19 protein-coding genes are annotated in these 19,266 nt (G+C 63.3%); 4 read left to right on the plus strand and 15 right to left on the minus strand.

What is annotated here, in order from left to right:
- Window positions 1–17 precede the first annotated feature (17 nt).
- Genes WDLP6_RS29625 through WDLP6_RS29645 form a run of 5 tightly spaced genes read right to left on the minus strand, consistent with a single transcriptional unit; the run spans window position 18 to window position 5,325 of the window.
- The gene (locus WDLP6_RS29625; RefSeq protein ID WP_162570884.1) at window positions 18–1,724 is read right to left on the minus strand and encodes a hypothetical protein; all 1,707 of its coding nucleotides are present in this window, start codon (window positions 1,722–1,724) and stop codon (window positions 18–20) included.
- Window positions 1,721–2,476 carry a 2OG-Fe(II) oxygenase gene (locus WDLP6_RS29630; protein ID WP_083944152.1) on the minus strand — a complete coding sequence of 252 codons (756 nt, stop codon included), beginning with the start codon at window positions 2,474–2,476 and terminating at the stop codon, window positions 1,721–1,723. Before WDLP6_RS29630 ends, WDLP6_RS29625 begins: the two co-directional genes overlap by 4 nt.
- Window positions 2,473–3,459 (minus strand): NAD(+) synthase, encoded by a 987-nt coding sequence (gene nadE / locus WDLP6_RS29635; protein WP_162570885.1) that lies wholly within the window; start codon window positions 3,457–3,459, stop codon window positions 2,473–2,475. The genes WDLP6_RS29630 and nadE overlap by 4 nt, the downstream gene beginning before the upstream one ends.
- On the minus strand, window positions 3,456–4,163 hold the full coding sequence (locus WDLP6_RS29640) for an aspartate/glutamate racemase family protein (RefSeq protein WP_068674211.1): 708 nt from the start codon (window positions 4,161–4,163) through the stop codon (window positions 3,456–3,458). The genes nadE and WDLP6_RS29640 overlap by 4 nt, the downstream gene beginning before the upstream one ends.
- Window positions 4,153–5,325 carry a hypothetical protein gene (locus WDLP6_RS29645; protein ID WP_068674209.1) on the minus strand — a complete coding sequence of 391 codons (1,173 nt, stop codon included), beginning with the start codon at window positions 5,323–5,325 and terminating at the stop codon, window positions 4,153–4,155. Before WDLP6_RS29645 ends, WDLP6_RS29640 begins: the two co-directional genes overlap by 11 nt.
- 266 nt (window positions 5,326–5,591) lie before the next feature.
- Between WDLP6_RS29645 and WDLP6_RS29650 the strand changes: the two genes are divergently transcribed.
- On the plus strand, window positions 5,592–6,350 hold the full coding sequence (locus tag WDLP6_RS29650; RefSeq protein WP_068674207.1) for a Mom family adenine methylcarbamoylation protein: 759 nt from the start codon (window positions 5,592–5,594) through the stop codon (window positions 6,348–6,350).
- Between the two features lie 16 nt (window positions 6,351–6,366).
- Here the strand turns inward: WDLP6_RS29650 and WDLP6_RS29655 are convergent, their stop codons facing one another.
- The 4 genes from WDLP6_RS29655 to WDLP6_RS29670 all read right to left on the minus strand — a co-directional run bounded on the left by WDLP6_RS29655 (window position 6,367) and on the right by WDLP6_RS29670 (window position 9,037).
- Window positions 6,367–7,113 (minus strand): hypothetical protein, encoded by a 747-nt coding sequence (locus WDLP6_RS29655; protein ID WP_162570887.1) that lies wholly within the window; start codon window positions 7,111–7,113, stop codon window positions 6,367–6,369.
- A gap of 130 nt (window positions 7,114–7,243) precedes the next feature.
- Window positions 7,244–7,606 (minus strand): hypothetical protein, encoded by a 363-nt coding sequence (locus tag WDLP6_RS29660; protein ID WP_068674203.1) that lies wholly within the window; start codon window positions 7,604–7,606, stop codon window positions 7,244–7,246.
- Between the two features lie 79 nt (window positions 7,607–7,685).
- Window positions 7,686–7,994: a hypothetical protein gene (locus WDLP6_RS29665; protein ID WP_068674201.1), complete on the minus strand. Its 309-nt coding sequence runs from the start codon at window positions 7,992–7,994 to the stop codon at window positions 7,686–7,688.
- Between the two features lie 392 nt (window positions 7,995–8,386).
- On the minus strand, window positions 8,387–9,037 hold the full coding sequence (locus WDLP6_RS29670) for a hypothetical protein (protein ID WP_162570888.1): 651 nt from the start codon (window positions 9,035–9,037) through the stop codon (window positions 8,387–8,389).
- Window positions 9,038–9,235: 198 nt separating this feature from the next.
- Between WDLP6_RS29670 and WDLP6_RS29675 the strand changes: the two genes are divergently transcribed.
- Window positions 9,236–10,456 (plus strand): phospholipase D-like domain-containing protein, encoded by a 1,221-nt coding sequence (locus tag WDLP6_RS29675; protein WP_068674196.1) that lies wholly within the window; start codon window positions 9,236–9,238, stop codon window positions 10,454–10,456.
- 871 nt (window positions 10,457–11,327) lie between these two features.
- The gene (locus tag WDLP6_RS29680; protein ID WP_241520350.1) at window positions 11,328–12,533 is read left to right on the plus strand and encodes an RNA-guided endonuclease InsQ/TnpB family protein; all 1,206 of its coding nucleotides are present in this window, start codon (window positions 11,328–11,330) and stop codon (window positions 12,531–12,533) included.
- On the opposite strand, the gene WDLP6_RS29685 is transcribed toward WDLP6_RS29680, so the two are convergent.
- A complete protein-coding gene (locus WDLP6_RS29685) occupies window positions 12,530–13,171 on the minus strand; it encodes a hypothetical protein (RefSeq protein ID WP_068674195.1) in 642 nt (213 codons plus the stop codon). The genes WDLP6_RS29680 and WDLP6_RS29685 overlap by 4 nt on opposite strands.
- A 941-nt stretch (window positions 13,172–14,112) precedes the next feature.
- On the opposite strand from WDLP6_RS29685, the gene WDLP6_RS29690 reads away from it, so the two are divergent.
- Window positions 14,113–15,528: a DUF6035 family protein gene (locus tag WDLP6_RS29690; RefSeq protein ID WP_162570890.1), complete on the plus strand. Its 1,416-nt coding sequence runs from the start codon at window positions 14,113–14,115 to the stop codon at window positions 15,526–15,528.
- Window positions 15,529–15,932: 404 nt separating this feature from the next.
- Here the strand turns inward: WDLP6_RS29690 and WDLP6_RS29695 are convergent, their stop codons facing one another.
- The 5 genes from WDLP6_RS29695 to WDLP6_RS29715 form a co-directional block, all read right to left on the minus strand.
- Window positions 15,933–16,343: a hypothetical protein gene (locus tag WDLP6_RS29695; RefSeq protein WP_068674188.1), complete on the minus strand. Its 411-nt coding sequence runs from the start codon at window positions 16,341–16,343 to the stop codon at window positions 15,933–15,935.
- Window positions 16,344–16,434: 91 nt separating this feature from the next.
- Window positions 16,435–17,208: a hypothetical protein gene (locus WDLP6_RS29700; protein WP_162570892.1), complete on the minus strand. Its 774-nt coding sequence runs from the start codon at window positions 17,206–17,208 to the stop codon at window positions 16,435–16,437.
- Window positions 17,209–17,549: 341 nt separating this feature from the next.
- Window positions 17,550–17,723: a hypothetical protein gene (locus WDLP6_RS29705; RefSeq protein WP_157103371.1), complete on the minus strand. Its 174-nt coding sequence runs from the start codon at window positions 17,721–17,723 to the stop codon at window positions 17,550–17,552.
- A gap of 12 nt (window positions 17,724–17,735) precedes the next feature.
- Complete coding sequence (locus WDLP6_RS29710; protein WP_162570893.1) at window positions 17,736–18,533, minus strand: hypothetical protein; 798 nt, start codon at window positions 18,531–18,533, stop codon at window positions 17,736–17,738.
- Between the two features lie 261 nt (window positions 18,534–18,794).
- Window positions 18,795–19,157, minus strand: coding sequence for a hypothetical protein (locus tag WDLP6_RS29715; RefSeq protein WP_162570894.1), 363 nt, complete (start codon window positions 19,155–19,157; stop codon window positions 18,795–18,797).
- Between the last annotated feature and the right edge of the window lie 109 nt (window positions 19,158–19,266).

Genomic DNA, 19,266 nt, shown 5'->3' on the forward strand with positions numbered 1-19,266 from the left:
TGAGCTCCCGGCCGGCACTAGCGAAGGCTGAGGTCGCCCGACCACGCGGACAACGCGTTGCAGCAGTCAACCAGCGTTGTCGTCGAGGCAAAGCCCAGGTATGTCAGCAGGGCGCCTGAAGCGGGGTCCGCGTCTGAAACGGTGAGCCGCGGCGCGTAGGCCTCCAGCCACGCGACGTTCAGCTCCCACAGTTGGCGCGAGAGGCGGTTGCATGCCTCAGCGGGAATCTTGGCCCTAAAGACCAGGTTGACGAAAGGAAGCATGTAGGGCGCGCGGGCTGTCTCCCCTGTTGGCAATTCGATGACGAGCCCGCCGTCCCTCGCTCCCAGCAGAAAGTCCCTCGCATCCACGATGTCGAGCACTTCGCGCTCCGCCAGCTCGGTTCCCCGCAGGTAGGCCTCATTCAGGTAGGTGAAGCCGGCCACCTGGACGCCTTCTGCCGTCAGGAGGGCGTGCACGGAATGCTCCGTGTCCCCCGTGGCCTTGTCATCATCCAGCACACGCCACTTCCGGGACCGGTCGAGGCTGGCCAGTTGCAGCGCGAGGGCCGCGGCCCCGGGTCTCGGTACGCGCTGTGACGAGAACACTTGGCCACCTCCGACGTCAAAGAGCCGGCTCACACGCAGCTGCGCATCGCCCAGAACGCACGCGTCCAGGCTCAGCATCGACGTCTCGGGTTCGCGCGCTGCAGTTGCCAACTCGATTTGCGCCGCCAGCGGGATGCCGTGAACCACGCCGGCGGCGCCGAGGCTCGAAGCGAGAACGTCCATGAGCGACTCCTCGAACTCGGCCTGGGCCGCAGCGTCGACCCCCCAGTTGGACGTCGCATGGGCCAGGTCGCGACGAACGAGGTATGCCGGTGTCATCGTCGGGGCCTGGCTCGGCGGCTGCACGAGCGCCCGGTACCGCGCACGCGCTGCCTCAGGGATAAGGGAGAGGTTGCCGCTACGCACCTTGGTAGACGATGCGGTCTCGGCCCGCGTCGCGCGCGTAGCGGGCATCATGTGAAGGCGATGCTCACGGCCGCCAAGGAGCGCATGGGTTTCGCGCAGCGCTTCAGTGGTCATTTCGCCTCGAACACCGCAAAACGCCAGGCCGCGTTCTGCGAAAGCCGCCAGGAACCCCAGGTTGTCGCTGCCAAAGACGTATCCCAACTCAATTGCGTCAACGTGCCTGGCCAGGTAGGCCGCTAGGCGGTCGAGCACATCCGTGAAGTTGAGGGCTTCCGGCGCATGCCGTGCCTCCCACGGGCAGATGGAGAGCCAGTCGCTGTGGCGGACGGCCTCCTCGGCGAGCGCGACTCGTTGCTCTGCATGCAGCGCCGCCGTACCGCCGTTCTTCACGCTGACGTAGGCGTCATGGGAAGGGGACATATAGCCGCCTACGACCGTGTATCCGAGCTCCTGCGCGTGCGTCCGGGCTCGCTCCATGAGGGCGATGTGCCCTTCGTGCATCGGGGAGTAGCTGCCCGTCGACAGGAGAACGAGTTTTCGGGCGTCTTCCGGCGACTGGGCGAGTGCTCGTCGCACCTTCATCAAGGGCGTCGTGAGCATCGCCGGCGACCAGCAAGGGTGCGCCCGAACGCTGCCGTCCAGGAGGTCGTCAATGAAACCGGCGGCTCGGAGCGTCTCGTGGCTCGCGCCGGCGGCGGCGAGCGGCGCATAGTAGGGGTCCAATAGCGCCTTGGCGACAAAGCGGTCAGGGCGGGGGTGGCGTTCCGTCAAGTGGGCGCCCCCGTTCGCTCGAAGACCAGGTCTGTTCTCAAAATCAGCTTCTCCTGCCCGAGGACCGGAGCTCCGTCATGAAGCATTCGGTGCTCGAACAACAGGGCATCGCCCTTTAGGGGCGTCACTGCCAGCAGCACCTCGTCGGCATTGGCATTTCGGGACCAGTCACTGAAATCTCGGGCTGCGAAGGGGAGCGGGTCCTGCGCGTCACGCAGAAACCTCGTCTCACCGCTTTCGTTGTCGCTCAGGTACACGACCAGGCTGAAAAGCGTCCTGCGAGCTTCGCTCTCGATGTACGGAGCGTCGTAGTGACCCACCAGATGGCCACTGCCGGGCTCGTAACGAATGAATCGATGCAAGGCGTTGACGCCAACCGGGTTCCAGAGCGAATGGCCGTCGTGGTCTGCTCGGTCGTGCTCACTGAACGCGCGTGGCTCGAGCAGGGAGGAGGGAAGGCAGGACCAGAGATGGCTCGCCAACTCCGCGCTGAAGCTGCTGCTACGCCAGGAGGCTGGGTGGGTTCCAGGCTTGAAGTTGCTGAGGATGCCGTCAGGCCCGACTGGCACGCTCGGCGCCGACAGGACCTCTCGGCGCATGGCCTCGACAAGCTCGGGTTGAATCAGGCCCCGGATATGCCAAGCTTCGCCCGGCACGGGGAGCCTTCGTGCGCGAGCGCCGGGCCCGCGCGCGGACGGCAGGGCGCTCATCGTGAACAAGGAGGCAATGGGGGCGCTTGCCTCGGTCTTCATTGCCTGGCTTCCCTGGCCACGTGGTAGTCCCACCCACCCTCGATTCGGCAATCCCAAAGGTCGAAGTGCACCGCCGGCGACTTACCCAGATACTTATGGTGGTTGTAGCGGTGAAGGTCCTCCAACGCCGCGCGCTGGCCCGCAAATCGGTCGCTCCGGCCATCTGCCATACCAACTGCCGCAATTCGCCGGGCGACATCGGTACAGGCCTTCTCGCGAAGGAAGAGCTCCACAGCGTCATAGCTGGCGCCAAAGACTTCTTCGTCCGTGCGGCCGTCGTACATGTCTCCGGTCGGCGTCGCCTCGAGGATGGAGGACGGCACCCCCAGGTGCCGGGCAACCTCATAGACCTGGGACTTGTACAGGTCCGAGATGAGCTGTGCGTCCACGAGGCCGTCCGAGGCTTTGCCGAAGTAGCCCAGGTACGCACCCTCGTCGCGATTCGTCGTGCCAATCAACATGCCGGGCGTGCCGGCCTGGGTCAGAAGGCTGGTGACGTAGTAAAGCGCCGGAGTTCGCTGATAAGCCACCAGCTGGCCCGAGGCCCAGCCTTCGCCTAACGTCGACAACGCGTTGTCGACGAGCGTCTTCGTCGCCAGGTGCGCCTTCGACAGGTCGATAACGACAGGCAGCAGTTCAAGCGCGCCGCAGAGCTCCACGCCGCGTGACGTTGCAAGGTCCTGGTTGGTGGCAGCGCCATCGGTGAAGACCGGCAGGAGCACGGGAACGATGCGCTGAATCGGCGAGCCGGGCTGTTGGCTGGCCGCCTTGACCAGCGCCAGCACCAAGGCGGAGTCCACGCCCCCGCTCACGGCCACCACGGCGGCCCGGAGCCCCGATGCGCGAAGGTAGGCGTTCAGCGCATTGCCCTTACGCCAAACGTAGTCAGGTGCGGAAAACGCATCCTCCAGACGAAGCTGGGCAAGCAGCTCGGTGAGGCCGCTCGGAAGGGCGTGCTTGGCAGGAGGGGGATAGTGATTCATGTTGAGGCTTGGAAGGAGGCCCGAAATAGCGCCTGCGCACGGTCAGCCGTGGCGCGCACCAGGCAATTCATGGTGTCGAGCACCCGTTCATCGGGTTCGAGCTGCGCGCACGACAGTTCTGTGCAGGCAATGCGCACCTCGGCGACGCCGCGGCGCAGCTGCTCGGAGATGAGCGCCTGCAGTAGGCAAGCTGAGGGAGCCTGACCCGCCATCCCCTGCTCGATGAGCAGTTGAACTGCGGCTTGGGCGGCGTCGCTCGGGAAAATCAATTCTGGGTAGCGCGCGGAGAGATACGCCCTCATGCTCTTGGAACACAGCACCGCCGTGGACGCGGGCTGTCGCATGGCGGGTGCCGAGTTCCATGGGGTGAACACCTCAAGACCGAGGGTGCCCGTGCAGTTGGTCAGGACCTCGCCCAGGCTGTTGCAAGGCGCAGCGACGAAGGCGGCACCCGCTTCTTTCAACAGCGACACACCGCGCGCAAGCGAAGCGGCGGCCCTACGGCGGCATTCCACGCCGTCGGCGCCGAGTCCTTGCAAGGCCTCACTGAGGTGGATGATTGCGGGGTAGTGCTCGTCTTGGAGGCACGCGCCGGACATCTGACGCGCCCAGGCCTGGACCAGCCGAACCTGGAACACCGCACTCGCGAAGGGCCCCGCGCCGCCCAAGATGCCGATGCGGGCCGGTGCTGTCTCAGCTCGCATGCTCTGAAAGCAGGTAGAGCTGCTCGTCGTGCGTCCCGGTCGCGCGGGGGTCCTGCCCCAGGAAGATGATGTCGCTGCCCGCGGTCCACGGGTGCAGGTCCTGCGGCCGGACGCGGTCGATGTGCGCTCGCAGCGACTCGACGGCGTCCACGGCGTCCATCACCAGCTGCGGCGGCAGCTTCTCGGAGACCGGATAGTCGTACTGGAGCGGGAAGGGCGCCATGGCAATTTTGCTGACACGACGGCGCAAACCACCCAGAGCCAGCGGGAGCAACTCCTTCAGCAGCTCGGCCCCGAGCCCCTGACCGCGCAGGTCGTGCCGGACCTCGAATGCTTCCAGGAACAGGAGGCCCTTGCCGTCATAAAAGCTATCAGGGAGCCGCTGATGCTGCTCGAGCACATGGAGGCTGGTCCCAAGCTTGAGGCCAGCTTCGTCATAGGCGTCGAGCGTCCACAGCGCCTTGGCGGCAGATTGGCCGCGTCGAAGGTAGACGATTCGAGCGTCGAAGGTGGCCACGGGCCGGCCCTTGGCATCAGAGACCAAGGCAGCGATGTCGTAGAGCTTCTCGCCGTCCTCGGCATAGCGGTGCAGGCCGGCACGCCACATCGACAGCACGAGGCCTTCCCCCGCCGCCAGAGGCAGGTTGTCGGCGAGGCGGGCGACCCCGTTCTTGTCGACCCTTCCCCCGAAGTAGTTCTGAAGGGTCACGTCGAGCTCGTCGGACACCATGCTCGCGTACCCGCCGATGAATCCGGTCGCGCCCGGCCGGTACTGCAGAAGCTCCGTGACGCTCGTGCCCAGGACGGGTGCCAGCAGCGGCGTCGCAAGCGCGATGCACGCGTCCAGCTGCCGGCCGGGGGGCTCCCAGTTGTCATCGACCAGGCCTTCGTGCCAAAGCAGGGGTGCGATGGCGTCCATGCAGGCCCGGCCGGCTACCGTTTCGGGCGTAACGATTTCTCCGCCGAGCGCTTCGACTCGGACCATGAAGTCGCAGAGCAGCTGCCCAACTGTCAGGCGTTCGAGCACGGGCCAGCGGGTCGGTGCGCCACTGCGGTCATGCGGCGCGCCGCTCAGGATGGCGACCACGAGGGCCGTCGCTCCGATGCTGGTGCGGTCAAGGTAGGGGCGCAGTTGCGCAGTCGAGAAGTAGGTAGATGCCATCGCGGTCGTCCTTGGCAGCAGCGCTGCGGTCAAGACAGAAAAGCGACACGGTTTATGGCACCTATAGAAGAACGTGGGAGCAAGGTTGATTTACGGACCGCGGAAACCGTATAAACTAAATGCACATGCAATCTAAACTACAAGTCGCCAGAGGCCTGTGCGCCCCCGCTTCCTCTGGAAAACCAATTCCTACGCAACGGTGGCGGGACGGCAAGTCGTCCTTCCGTGTCGACAGGGACGAAGGATTTAGGAAGGGGGACTTCGCTGTGGACCTCATCACGGAGGGCGTCGCAAGAAAGTTCGTGGAGGCCCACCACTACAGCCGGTCGTTCGTAGCGTCCGTCGTACGCGTGGGCCTGTTTGGTCCCAAAGCGGAGCTGATGGGCGTCGCGGTGTTCTCCGTGCCCATGAACCAACGGGTGATTCCGAAGTACTGCTCTGTGCCCCCGAGCGAAGGCTTGGAGCTAGGCCGCCTGGTGCTGCTTGACGCCGCTCCCTACTGCAGCGAGACCTATTTCCTGGGTCGCGCGTTCGACCTGCTCAAGAAGGTGAAGCCGGCGATGAAGGCCGTCGTCTCGTACTCCGACCCAGTGCCCAGGCGAGACGAGGACGGGGGACTGACGATGCCTGGGCATGTCGGCATTTGCTACCAGGCATTCAACGGGCGGTACCTGGGGCGAGGGACCCCTCGAACGCATCACGTCACGGCGTCTGGGCGCGTGGTCAGTCCCCGCTCGCTCTCAAAGATTCGTCTTCTGGAGTCGGGACACGAGGCGGCCGAGCGCGCGCTGGTTCACCTTGGTGCACCGGCACGGCCGTTCGGCCAGGAGCCAGCCCAGTGGCTCGACGGAGTTCTTCGAAGCGGCCTCCTGCGGCCTGTGAAGCATCCGGGCAATCATGTCTACGCCTGGCCGCTGGGACGCACCGGCGAGAAGGCGATTGTGATGTCGGGCTTTCAGCCTCCGCAGCCGTACCCTAAGCAGTCCGATTCGCACCGGCGGGTTGCGCTGATACCGAGCACCTGAGCGAAAGGCTCTCCGCTCATGCCTTTCCGACGTTGCTTGCAACCCAGGTCTTGTCGTGGGCCTTCTGTACTACATACGCCAGATTTGCGTCCACGTAGTCCACGTTTTGGGAGATGCGCTCAATCCTGCCACGGCTGTGAGGGGGAATTTTGCCGCCATAGGTCGCCTGGACCCACAGGAGCCGCTTCGGTAGCCCGCGGATTTGCTGGAACTCCGCGCTTGCGGCAATTTCCGAGCTAAGCCGCTCAATTCGCTCTGCCTCCAGCGTGTGCAACTGCTCCTGCAATACGGCCTCGTCATCGAAACGTTGTTCGATGAAATCGGAAATCTTCTCCGCGATTTCATTGGCCCAGGTCAGTAATACGCTGGAGGTACGGAACGCGCCATCCTTTGTGTACATCGCCAAGATGAAATAGGGCTGGCCGCTGAAGCGCTCGACCAAGGCCAGGTCTGCGGCGACGTGCGCACTAGTCTCGGCCGGCGTTGGCCAGCGACCTCTGCGGCTCATCTCAAATACGGGCTTCCAACCCTCTTCCTCCATGCATTCCTGGACGTAGTCCTCTGGCACAAAGCATTGTTTTTGCCAAAAGACGGCGCTTGGTTTTTCAGCGGCGACTGCCTTCAGGAAATCCTCCCACGCGAACCGCAACCTCGGAGTCGCATCGAGGTCGCTGGCGGTGGCCGGTATTAGCGCACTCCCATGCTTCGCACAGTCATTGCCGAGCGCCTCCAGGAGGTCTTCGATAGTTAAAGTTGGGGTCATGTTTGGCGAATGAAGAGCCTCCTCCGTAGGAGACGGCCCAAATCATCGCATGCGCACTAGCCGAACGGTGACCGAAGTGCTTCGCCATGAAGAAGCCCCTCGCTGCGCAGGGCAGGAGGGGCGAAGAGTTTCAGTCGCGAGCGACGGTGACCGCTTTGACCTGATGCAGCCGTGCCGCGTAGGTCTGTGAGATGACTTGGTCCGCATTTACGGCAAATTTCCGTGCGAGCAGCCGTACCGCGTCTTCATCGGCGCCTTCAGGGATGAGCGTGCCGTGAGGCTCTAGGGCATTGCGGCCCTCGCTTTGGTAGTCGCCTGAGAGCGTAACGTTGTACCCGTCGCCACGGCTCACGTACGCGTGAGCGACCTTGGGCCCGACGGCGGTTTGGAATACCTTGCTTGCAACGCCGGTGCCGCTCTCTTTCTTCCAGCCTGCTGCAGCCAGTTGGCCTTTGATGGTCTGGATGAGCTGGGCGTGTTGGGCTGAGTCCATGTGGTTCCTTGTTTTCAGTGTCCTGCCACGTGTAGCCTCGCGGCGATTTCGCAGTACAGCCTGGCAAGGATAGCGTTCCTCAGTGGTCCCAGGCCTTTCGGCCCTTGTGTTGGGACTTCCAGGACCGCTCGACGCCGCGCGGGCGGCCGTCCCAGGAGTGGAACAGGTAGGCGTCGCGTCTGGTCGCGCGGCATTCCACCTCGCCTTCCTCAGGGTGCCAGGCTGCGTTTTGGCGGCGCTGCGCCATGGTCGCGCAGTTGCGGTAGGTCGGTCCGCCACGCCATTTGCGGATGCCGTACACGGAGCCGCGCCGGTTGCTGTAGCCGCGGGAAGGGTACCGGCCGGAGTCGTACCAGGCGGGGCGTGCATTGGCGTACAGCGTAGGCACGTCCAGGGCCTTGCCGCGCGGGCTGTAGGCACGCAGGTGCGTCTCCGGCCATGCGACGGTGTGCCCGGTGTGGGCTCGAGTCGGCGGAGCCAGTCGTCGTGGTTGTGCCAGGCGCCTTTCAGAGCCTGGGACAGCGCGGTGAGCGTGTCGAAGTACTGGGTTTGCGTGCTGCCGTTGGCAGCGACGATGTCCAGTTGGTAAGGGGTGCCCTTACGCGGGCGTGCGGGGGTGGGGAAAGTCAATCGAGGTCTCCAGTCTTGCTAAGGTGCAAGAGTGGAAAGACGCTCGGTGCTTAAAGTGATGGCGGGGCATTGGCCCAGTACAGGGATTGCGTTTAAACGCCGTTCCGCGCAAGCGCAACCAGGCGCGCCGGTACGGGTCAGGCTCCTTGTCTAACGGCCTGGCGCGGCGCGAAACCGCCGATACAGGTCGTTAGCGGTGCCCGTTTCATCGTCACTGGCGACAAGCCCATCTTGCTCGAGCCCGGCGAGCACCCGGCCGGCCTCCATTGGTGTCAACCTTCCGCCCAAGGCCTTGGCGACCTGGTAGGCCTCGAGCGGCTCCGGTGATGCTTGCAGGTGCAGAAGGACCTCGCCAGGGAGGGCCCGCAGTTCAGCGGCACGCTGCGCAACAAAGGCCCGAACGACGTCGATGCCGACCAGCTTCGCGTCCTCCCATTCGGTATCAGAAAAGCGCACCCCTCGAGCCTTCCTGCGAAGCCCGTCAGGTGCCCCCGGCTTGCGACCCTGATTGCGGCCAGCACCGCCGCGGTTCGACGCGGGCTTGCTCTCAGCGGCAAGCTTGCGCGCCCAGGCCTGACCAGCTTGGAAGCAGGCGGAGCTGAAGGTGCCTGGCACGACGTTGGCCGACCGAGTTGCGCCGTTAAGCGTGTACTTTCCGGAGAAGCCATCCCAGAACGCCGCCCGGTGCCCCGCGCCGCGACGAGGCTGGCCCTCGTGATAGAGCTCACTGTTCTTGTCGGCAGCCGCGGCGAGCATTCCGTCGTACAGCTTCTGCAGGTGCGCATCTTTGAACTTCGCCATGGACTCCCTTTCGTTTTAGGTGTGCTTGATGTTTGATATTGTATAGACACATTCAATCGTCGGCAAGTCCGAGGCACTACGCTCCGGCGCAGCATCGCATCGCGCCGTGCGAGAAAAGTCGCTCCGTGACATCCTGCCTCGCTTGGTCGCCGTCTCGCTGCCCATAATGCTGGCCAACAAATAGAAAGAGGAAGACCAATGCAAGTAGAGTTACTGACGGACAGCAAACAAACGACGAATACGCTCGTCGACCTGATGGCAAAATGCGACCTCGCCGCTTGGGCGGTGGCTTGGGCCACGGACAACCAGGTTCTCGAGGCGGCGTTTGAGCACCGCGCCAAATTCCGCCACCTCGTCGTCGGCACGCACGGATACGTGACCGCGCCGTCGGTCATTGAACGCTTCCAGGAGATGCCGAATTTCAAGGTCATGCTTCCGGAGGGTCCGCTCTTCCACCCCAAGGTCTACCTGTTCCGAAGCAAGGAGGACTGGACCGCCGTGGTGGGCAGTCACAACCTGACGAATCGAGCTTTCACGACGAACATTGAAGCCAGCACCCTGATGCGCGGCAACGCGACCGACGCCGGACTCCAGAAGCTCTTTGCCTTCGTTGCCCAGTCGTGGGGCGCTGGGGTCGATGTCACCCCCGAGTGGCTTTACAGCTACCAGGCCAATCACCGCCGCGCCAAGGCCGCGCATGACGAGCTTGCGCGGTGGGTGCCTGTAAAAAAGTCCAAGGCGGAAGACGACATTCCCGGACCACAGGACCTGGCGTGGCAGGAATTCGTTGCCCGGGTCAAAATTGAAAACCCGAACTCGGACCATACGCTTGAGGGAAGGCTGCAGGTGCTGGAACAACTGGGCGCAATGTTCCGTTCCAAGCCCACATACGCCGAGCTCGATGTAGACGTCCGCAAGCGCATTGCTGGCACGATGGGCGGGACACAAGCCAAGAAGGACGGCCATGAGTGGGCCTGGTTTGGCGCGATGGGTGCCAGTGGCTCGTTCAGCACCACTGTCATCAATAAGCCGGAGGGGCTGTCGCGCGCGCTGGACTTCATCCCGCAAACCGGCCCCGTAAACCTGGAACACTACGAGCTGTTCCGAGAAGAGTTCATGGGCGCGCTGAGCGAAGACCTACGCGCCTCGGGCGGCATCGCAACCGGAACGCGCCTGCTCGCAATGAAGCGGCCGGACCAGTTCGTTTGCATCAGCAGGCCAAACAAGAAGGGCATCGCAGAGCACTTTGCCGTTGCGAACAACACCTCTCTCGACAACTACTGGGAGCGAATCGTACTTCGGATTCGCAGCTCGCCCTGGTGGCTCGCGCCCGAGCCCACGGACCCGCTGGAGAAGCGGATTTGGGCCGGGCGTGCCGCGTTGCTGGATGCCATCTACTACGACCCCGCCACGCGCTGACTATTCCCTCGTGATGGCCAGACGCAGGTCTGTTCAATCGCGGGCATGCAGCAGAATGCGGGCATGAAACTCCTCCTTACCCTCGCGTGCGCATTGGCTGCATTTCATGTTGCTAGTGCTTCCGCGGCCGACGAAGCGTCTGAATTGAAGGCGCTGGTCGAGCGGCAGAACAGTCAGTGTCGTGGGGGCTCCGGCGGCGACCCAAAGACGATGGCGGCCTGCGACGACCGCACGGCAACCATGGCGAAGCTGAAGCGACTTGGGTGGTGCTGGGTAGCCCGGGGCAGGCGGCATACCAGATGAGCTGGGAGCGTTGCTCCGCGACAGCTCAGCCAAGCCCGCAAGGGACAAGAGGTCAACAGGCGGCACGGCCGCAAAGTGCAGATGACGCGGTGCTGGAATCTTGCGGCAAGCAAGCTGTGTTGCTGGCCGATGTTGCCAAGAGGCGAGACCAGGGGTGCCAAGCAGCAACGGCCAGGCGTTTCAGCGTGTCCAAGCCAGGGCAGCATACCTCGAACTTCCGAAACCTTTCGTCGATGCGCTGCCCGGGCTCTACGGCGACATCTACTTTGGCCGGATGCTGGGGCTGACCCCGAACGAAATCCGCGCGCGGACTACTCGATGAAGTGCCGAAACCGCCAGCAAACTAGCACCAGGAGGTAGCCGTATCCGAAGAAGGCTGCAAACGTCGTCAGACCAAGCTGCGCAGGGCCAACTTGCGCGTTCGTCAGCTTCACCAGAAGCCAACGCGAGAGAAGCCCATCCTTTAGGGCGGGGAGTGAATCGCGGGTTGTTTGCAGCCGAAGGCATTGCTCTATCTAAAATGCAGCGATACACTGGATGAAACAACAGTTGAAACAACAACGCCTCGGTGTCCCTTCCCAGTTGCCCCCCGCTCTCGACGCGTGTCCTTCGGCTTCGGCTGAAGGACAAGCACGCGGCCGTGCTGCGCGCGATGGCGCGCGACGTGAACCAGGTCTGGAACTACTGCAACGACCTCGGCCAGCAGGTGCTGCGCCGCGAGGGCCGCTTCATGAGCGGGTTCGACTTTCAGAAGTACCTCAACGGCGCAAGCAAAGCGGGCCTGCTCGTGGGCTCTGCGGTGTTCCAGCAGGTTGCCGAGGAGTTCGCCACGCGCCGGCGGCAGTTCAAGAAGGCGCGCCTGCGCTGGCGCGTCTCCGACCCTAAGCGCGCGAACCGGAGCCTGGGGTGGATTCCATTCAAGGCTCGCTCGCTGCGCTACAAGGGCGGGCAGGTGGCTTTCCAGGGCCATCTTCTGAGCCTTTGGGACAGCTACGGTCTCGCCGACCGCGAGCTCGGCGCGGGCAGCATCAGCGAGGACGTGCGCGGACGCTGGTTCCTGAACGTCACGGTCAAGGTGCAGCCGAAGGCCAAGCCGTCGCCCAAGGGCCTCAAAGGGGCCATTGGTGCCGACCTGGGGCTCAAGAGCCATATGACCGACTCTGCGGGGACCTCGGTGGACGCCCAGCGCTTCTATCGCGACCTCGAGTCGAAGATTGCCACCGCGCAGCGCGCTGGCAAGGCGCACCGGGTGCGTGCGCTGCACGCCAAGGTCGCCAATCGCAGGAAGGATTTCCTGCACAAGCTGTCCACCGTTCAGGCATACAGCCATGCGGCGGTCTTCGTCGGCAACGTCAATGCCGCTTCCCTCGCGAAGACCCGAATGGCGAAATCGGTGCTCGACGCGGGCTGGAGCAGCTACCGAACCATGCTCAAGTACAAGTGCGATGACGCAAGTGCTTGGTTCGCGGAGGTCGACGAATCCTTCTCCACTCAGGAGTGCAACGTCTGCGGCACGCGAGCCGGCCCCAAGGGTCGAGCTGGGCTCGCCGTACGGCAATGGACCTGTCCGTGTTGCGGCACGTCCCACGACCGCGATGTGAACGCGGCGCGCAACATCCTTGCGCGTGGGCTGGTGTGGTTGGAGAACACGTTTTCCGCTGCGGATTCGCGCTCGACGAAGAGTGCGGCCGCAGTGAATAAGGTACCAGGCCCTTCAGGGCTGGGTGCCGCGGCCGGGCATGGCCGTCCAGCAGTGGGAATCCCCGTCCTTTAGGGCGGGGAGGATGTCAATGAGCGGTGCCGGTGGCCTCGACAGTCGGGCTTGACAGGAAGTCCGGCAAGCACCTCTGCGCCACCCGCGGTTGGCGCTCGAACGCCCTTGCTCACATGGCGTGCGAGCAATTCTTCGATTTGCAGCAGTCGCATGAGCGGGCATTGGAGCTCCGACGACTGCCGGCTTGCGTACTCTCTCAATTCCCGCATTGCTGAGTAGAACGCGTCGTTCACCACGCACTCCAACTCGACCTGCCTAGCTTCGAAAATCTGCCTCTTTACTTCGGTCAAGTGTCCTAACTGGTTGTATCGGGGGTCCCCTTGGCTGTCCTTGACAATTGGGCTCCAGAGCATGAAGTGGTGCTCGTACTCCCCCAGGTACTTCCGAGCGTAAGCGATGTCGCGGGAGAACTTCTCAACGAGCTTGTTGACATTGTTTGGTCGCTTGTCCTTGACATACTGGAGGCCAGTCGTGAGGTGAACAGCAACCTCGCACACGTACACCTTTCGCTCCTTGAGATTGATGCCCACGACGTCAATCTCACCCTGCACGTCGACCGTGTACAAGTTCGTCTGGATGAAATCGCACTTTCTGATGTACCGAAGGTACGAGGAAACCAGCTGCTCGCCAACGTTCATGATGCCCCTCTTGTTTTGGTGATTATCCACACGGCGCCCGCAAAACCCATTCGGGGCGGGCCTCCGAGGGCCGTGCCGGGCGCATCGCCTTGCGCGCCGAAAGGTGCCGAATGACCAGGTCGTCAGCTGCGCTCTCCCGCGCGACCGGTCTCCGCTGCTGCACTACCAGGTAGCGGCGCAACAGCAGTGCGATGGCGGGGCTGAGGCCACGACGCCATCGGCGCCTGGCATGAAATCGCCAGCAAGCGGCCCATTCGGTCCCGATTCCATCGCGCTTGCCCGCCAGGAGGCGCAGGGTATACCTTGGGAATTCCCGAGGGACGTTGGAAATGTTTTTCAGGAAACGTGGTGGGGTGTTGTCGCTACACGTGGAAAGAACCACTTTCCCGAAGGACGCCAATGCACCGACCAAGGTTCGGCAGACATTTCACGGCCGACTGGCCGTATGACCCGCATGATGGAGTAGGGCTGGAGTTCGTCGGCGCTCCGACTGCCCGCAAGGCCTTCCTCGACGTGCTCCGCGCCGCCGGTTGCAGCTCACCCGCGGCATGCCGCATTCTCCAACTGCTCGAGGAGGGCGGCACAAAGCGCACAACTGTACGTTCGACGCTCAGATTCGACCGCATCGGCGACCGGCTCGCCGCCCTCGGCGTAGCGATGACAGTCATCCCGCCAGCCAAGCCGACAGACCCGCCTGTTGCAACGTGCCCCTGATTCCCACGCCCCGCCCTCGTCGAGCGGGGCTTTCTTTTGCCTATGGCATCCCCGCCCGCCGTGCCGGGAGGGCAGTGCTCGTTGCCCTCTACTACGACTCAAGACGAAGGCGCAAGTCCTCAGCTTGCCGCGCGCCGGCGCTCAAGCTCGCCTCGTAAGAAACACTCCGGTGGCCGCGGCCGCTCTGCGCGTAGACTTTTCCTGTCGCCAAAATTGGGAAGCAGCAGATGTCGTTCGCAGTTCGCAAGCCGAAGATTGCCGAGGTCCTGGACATGGTGTCGGGCCGCGTTCTCTCAGCCAATCAGGCGATTGGCGCTGACTACGACGCAGCCGTCGTTCTTCGCAGCACGCTCAAGGAGCGTCAGTTCGAAGGTCGCCCGCTGTACACCTGCCCCCTCTGTGGGGTAGGGGTCCAGCTCAATTGCATGGACAAGCAGAAGCAGTTCTACTTTCGGCATGTGCACGAGCTTGGGGGCTGCCCCATCGACACCGGCGCTCACCTTACGCGTGACGAAATAGACGCCATCCGCTACAACGGTGCCAAGGAAAGTGAGCTGCATCACCAGATGAAGCAGTGGATAGCGCAGTGCACCGAAGTCGACCCGGCATTCACGAACACTGAGGTTGAGTCGTCCTGGAAGGGAAAGCTCACGGGGGAGATGCGTCGCCCTGACGTTCGAGCGGAGCACAAAGGCATGCGCGTTGCGTTTGAGGTCCAGTTGTCATCAACCTACCTGGACGTCATCGTCGGGCGCCGGTTGTTCTACCGTAAGGAAGGCGCGCTGCTTGTCTGGGTGTTCGCAAACTTCGACGAAGGCATCCGCAAGATGACCCAAGACGACATCTACTTCAACAACAATCAGAACGCCCTAGTCGTTACTGCCGAAACAGTCGAAGCGTCTAAAAAGCATGGCAAGTTCATGCTCGATTGCGTCTGGCGGTATCCGCTTTCCGCGACCGACAGCTCCGCCGTCTCCGACCTCCAGCGCAAGCTCGTGAGCTTCGACGAGTTGACGCTCGACCTCGCCTCGCAGACGGCCTTCTACTTCGACTTCGAGGGCGCGCGGGAGAAGCTGCGCGCGGCCGAGCATGCAGCAGGGCCCAACCCCTATATCGCACCGGTCGAACAACCGTGGTGGTACGACACCGATGAGGCTGAGGCCCTTCGTGAGCGCTTCCGAGACACGTGGCTGCGCGCTATAGGGGACGGAAAAGTGCCAGGCGAGGAGTGGGAAGAACTCGGGTTTCGCTTCGAGGAGGCGGACCTGAAACTGCCGGCGTACCCGCATCTGCTGCCAGAGACCGTCCTCAAGGTTCTCTACTCCTTCCAGGCGGGGCGTCCGGTCGGCTACAAGTTCAGCAGCCTCATCCAGGTCCTGCACGAGACGCTCCCTCGCAGTGACCGCACGCGTGTCATGCCGTACCTCGAGTACGTGGGGGAGGCGCTACGCGTCTACGGCCTGGTGCCTCAACTGCGCAAAGCTCGGAACTACGCCGCCTGGGAAACCAAGGCCGCTGAACACCGCGCCCGCGAGGCAGAGCGCATCGTGGACCCCAAGCCAGAGCTGGCCACGGTCCGGCTCATCGAGTTCCTGTTCCCAAGGCTCGCCGGCGCAACCGCCAAGCTTGCCGCGTCGCTCTAGGCCACGGGCCTGAAGGAGGCCGAGGGGTCGCTCAGACCATCGAGCTCGTCTTCCTTGACCGCAAGTCCGTCCGCAGCCAGCTTTTCCAAGGCCCTGCCGGCCTGGAGCGGGCTCACCCTTGCGGCCTTGGCGATGCCGTAGCCGTCTATTGGCCCAGTCGCCCTACGCAGAGCCTCCAAAACGGCTTCCCGCGTGCTCTCACCATCACGAACCCCTGGTTTTGCTGCCAAATGCGCCCCTCCGGCTTAGCTGTCGGTCGCGTCAGCTTAGCGGCGTCCGGCGCGCGTGAACACCGCCAAAGGGCGCGTTGTGGGCCTCGACCAACGCACCTGGGCTCTTTTTCGGAGGCGGCCGCCCACTCCGACTACTTTCGTACTCAGGCGCAAACGGATGAACCAACGAACCTAGGCCGCAGCGAGCGCAGCAGTCTCGGACTCTGCCTCCAGGAACTCGTCGAAGCTGACGGTCGGCGGCTCTTTGAGGCCGCGGTACTCGGCCAACGCGCGCAGCTCCTCTTCGATGAGAGGAGGGAAGGGAATCCGGAAAGCCCGCTGCGGGTTGAGCAATGCCTTGAAGCATTCGCGAATCAGCTTTTCGCTGTTCCAGCGCAGGGACAACGTGTTCGCGATGCGCGGGAACCGCACTTGGATGTGGCGCGGTCGTACGCCGAATGGCAAGCTTTGAAGCCAAGCCTGGGCGGCCAGGTTGAGCGCGTTGTCCTCGGGGGCCGGGACGCCGCCAGCAGGGTTCCGGTCAATTTTTGAAACTATGGGCTGACGGTCTAGGCGGCCTGTTTCAGGGCCTTTGGCGTTCATCGCAAATCCTTATAGGCGCGCGGTAGGGGAGGGCACGATTTTAGCCGGGGCATACGCGCCGGCGCCTGCTGCCGAAGCCAAACAAAGCCGTTCAGGCGTCGACTTCTGCACGCTCCGCGCCGGCAACGCGCAGGCCCAGCACATCCAGCGCAAGGGCCGCCTCTTGCGGCGAGTAGGCCGCTCCGGGTGTTGCCTTGGCCTTGTGCCAGGCCCACATCCGGTTGGCCTGGGCGAAGGTCGGCTCGAACACGAAGTGCAGCACGTAGTGGGCCGGGTAGCTGTTGGCCCTCGAGAAGCATTGCACCCGGGGCTCGCCACCGCCTTGCGGGTGGAAGTGGACGCGCGGGTTGCGCTTCAGCACTTCCAGGCCGAGCTCCAGGTCAAAGAACTCGGTTGTCATCATGGAGGCGGGGTCACCGAACCTGACGCCCGTCTGGATGACCTCGCCGGCGAGCGTGAAGAGCATTTTGGCGTCCGGGTCGACCACGCACAGGTGGTCCGCGTCGCACTCACCCTGCGTGACGCTCGTGAATGGCGTGAGTGCACGATGCGGCTCGCTGTCACCCAGGGCTTCGAACCCTTCGCGACCTGCCGCAGCCTGCTTGTCGGCATCCAGGAAGAACACGTTCTCCATGGCTACAAGGGCTGCGCCATGTTCCAGGTGAGCGCGGATGTCCTCTAGCCGTGCGACGCCTTCGGCAGCGCTCTTGGCAGGGATGTGCGGGGCCAGCCCCGCAGACAACTGGGGCACGCCGGCGCAGTTGAACTCGTCGCGGAACGCGAAGAAGCCCGGGGCCACCCGGCAGTATTGCAGCGTGCGATGGGAGTCGAGCGTTTGGACTTGCGTCAGGGTTTGGATTTCCATGGTGGCCTCAAGGGGAGTCGGCCACCGTCTATCGACCCTCTTTAGCCACGCCTCGCCCTAAAGCACTTCGCTTCCCAACCATGCGCCAAAAGAGGGGAGGTCACCGGTGGGGAGGGCGCCGCCGGGAATTACTCAAGATTATCTGAAATCTGATAATTGGCCGAAGCCCCCTGGTGCGCCGTCCAGGATGCGAAGCACCTCGTCGAGGGAGCGGCCCACGTTCAGGTCGCGGAACGCCCAGCATGTCCTCGGCGGACACTCCCATATTTTCTGACCGGCCTGAGAAATGAAAGACCGCACCGAGCGTGAGCTGGTGCGGTCTTGGAATGACGCTGCGACGGCTAGCGTCGCGCTTGTCGAGCGAACTTCGCTTCGTTCTTCAACGCTTTTGCAAGGCGACGGTTGGTGGTCTTGTCGAGCACTCCGCCTTCATCTCGCCTAGCGGTCACTACTTCCGCGATGAAGCGACGGCGCCCTGCACCTCGAATTGCCTTGTCCCGTGCGGTCAAGCTCATCGCTGCAGTTCCTCAGTCGTATACGCCGGCGTACGTGTCGAATCGCGCCGCTCCTGCCTTGCGCAGTCCGAGCAGGTCAAGGACAAAGATTGCCTCGTGCTCTTCGCCGGCCGCGCGCTTCGTGTCGCGCGCGAGGTGCCAGTCCCGAATCCGCACCGCCTCTTCGACCGTCGGCTCGAAGATGAACTCCAAGCATTGCGTCCGGCCGTCTTCAGCGTTGTACGACGGAATGTTCTGAAGCTTGCGACCGGACCGGTCGGTCTCGAAGTGCACCCGAGGATTGGCCTCAAGCAGGTGCAGCGCGAGCTCGAGGTCGTAGGACCGGTTGTCCATCATGCCAACGATGTAGTCGAAGTGAATCCCCATCGGTCGCGGGAGACCGTCCATTGTGAACACCTGGTGGCTCCCCATTTCGATGCGCACGAGGTGCCTGGAGTTGGCGTCGCCCGACACAAAGCACGAGTAGGGCTTCGTGAGCCGCGCCGTCTTCTGCAGTGCTTCCAGCATGCCGGAGAAGCCCTTCACCGCGCCTGCTCGCAGGACTTCATCGTCCACAAAGCAGACTGACGACAAATCCTTGAGCGGTGCACCGGTGTTGAGATGGTCAAGCAGGTTCGCCTCGCGCGCGAAGCCTTCCGTAGTGGTGTTGAACTCAAAGCCTGCCTTGAACGACGGGTCCGCCGGCGGCTGGGCCGCGCAGATGCGATGGTCCTTGTAGACCACGATGCCGTGGGCAACATCGCGGTAGTTCACCTCGCGACGGGCCTGAAGCACCTGGGTCTTGAAAACCGTTTGGGTTTGAGTAGCCATTTGTTCCTCTGAGGGTTGTTGTCCTGCGTTGTCTAGGGAAACGACAATGGCCAGGCCGCTGCCAAATGCCGGCCGCGGGTTAACAGGCATTTCTATGCCCCTTATCCCGCCTTTTAACCGCTAGCAGCCACTCTTGTGCCGGTTAAGGCTGGCCCGCACCGGCTGGCGCCGGGCGCCAGGCCGAGCCCGTCGGCATCGAGAGGGGCGCTGCGGCCCGACCAAGAAAAAAGCGCCAGATGAGCTGGCGCTTTTCGGGAATGGTCAAAACTTATAAGGTTCGTCCGTTCGCAGGACATCGGAGAAGTCGTCCTTTGCTCGGGCGGCATCGTTCGTGTGGGTCCAGTAGCGCTGGTAGGCCTCATCCAACAACTCGCGGCGTTCCTCGTCGAGAACGTTAAACGGGAATACGTCCGAAGGGCTGTACCTGCCTGCGAGCACTAAGCGGTGACCGTACTCGGTCGGCTTGGCAGTCTCGAGGCCCGAGTAGATGTCGTTGATGCTCTCCAAAGATTTCGGGTTGTAGTAGAAGAACGGCTTCGGCGAAAACAGCTCCGAACAGCCGATGGCGTCCTCTGCGGGAGAGAGCGTGAAGCCGGCGTCGATGAGTTGCTGAACAGTCCGCATGGCGGTTTCCTTTGGTGGTTGTCCTTTGGGTAAATCTTGTAGTCACCGCGTCCAGACCAGGTGACCGACGCTAGTGCCTAGCTGTTCGACTCCACGCGAGAAAGTCACG

This window comes from Variovorax sp. PBL-E5 (assembly GCF_901827185.1).
Lineage (GTDB): Bacteria > Pseudomonadota > Gammaproteobacteria > Burkholderiales > Burkholderiaceae_C > Variovorax.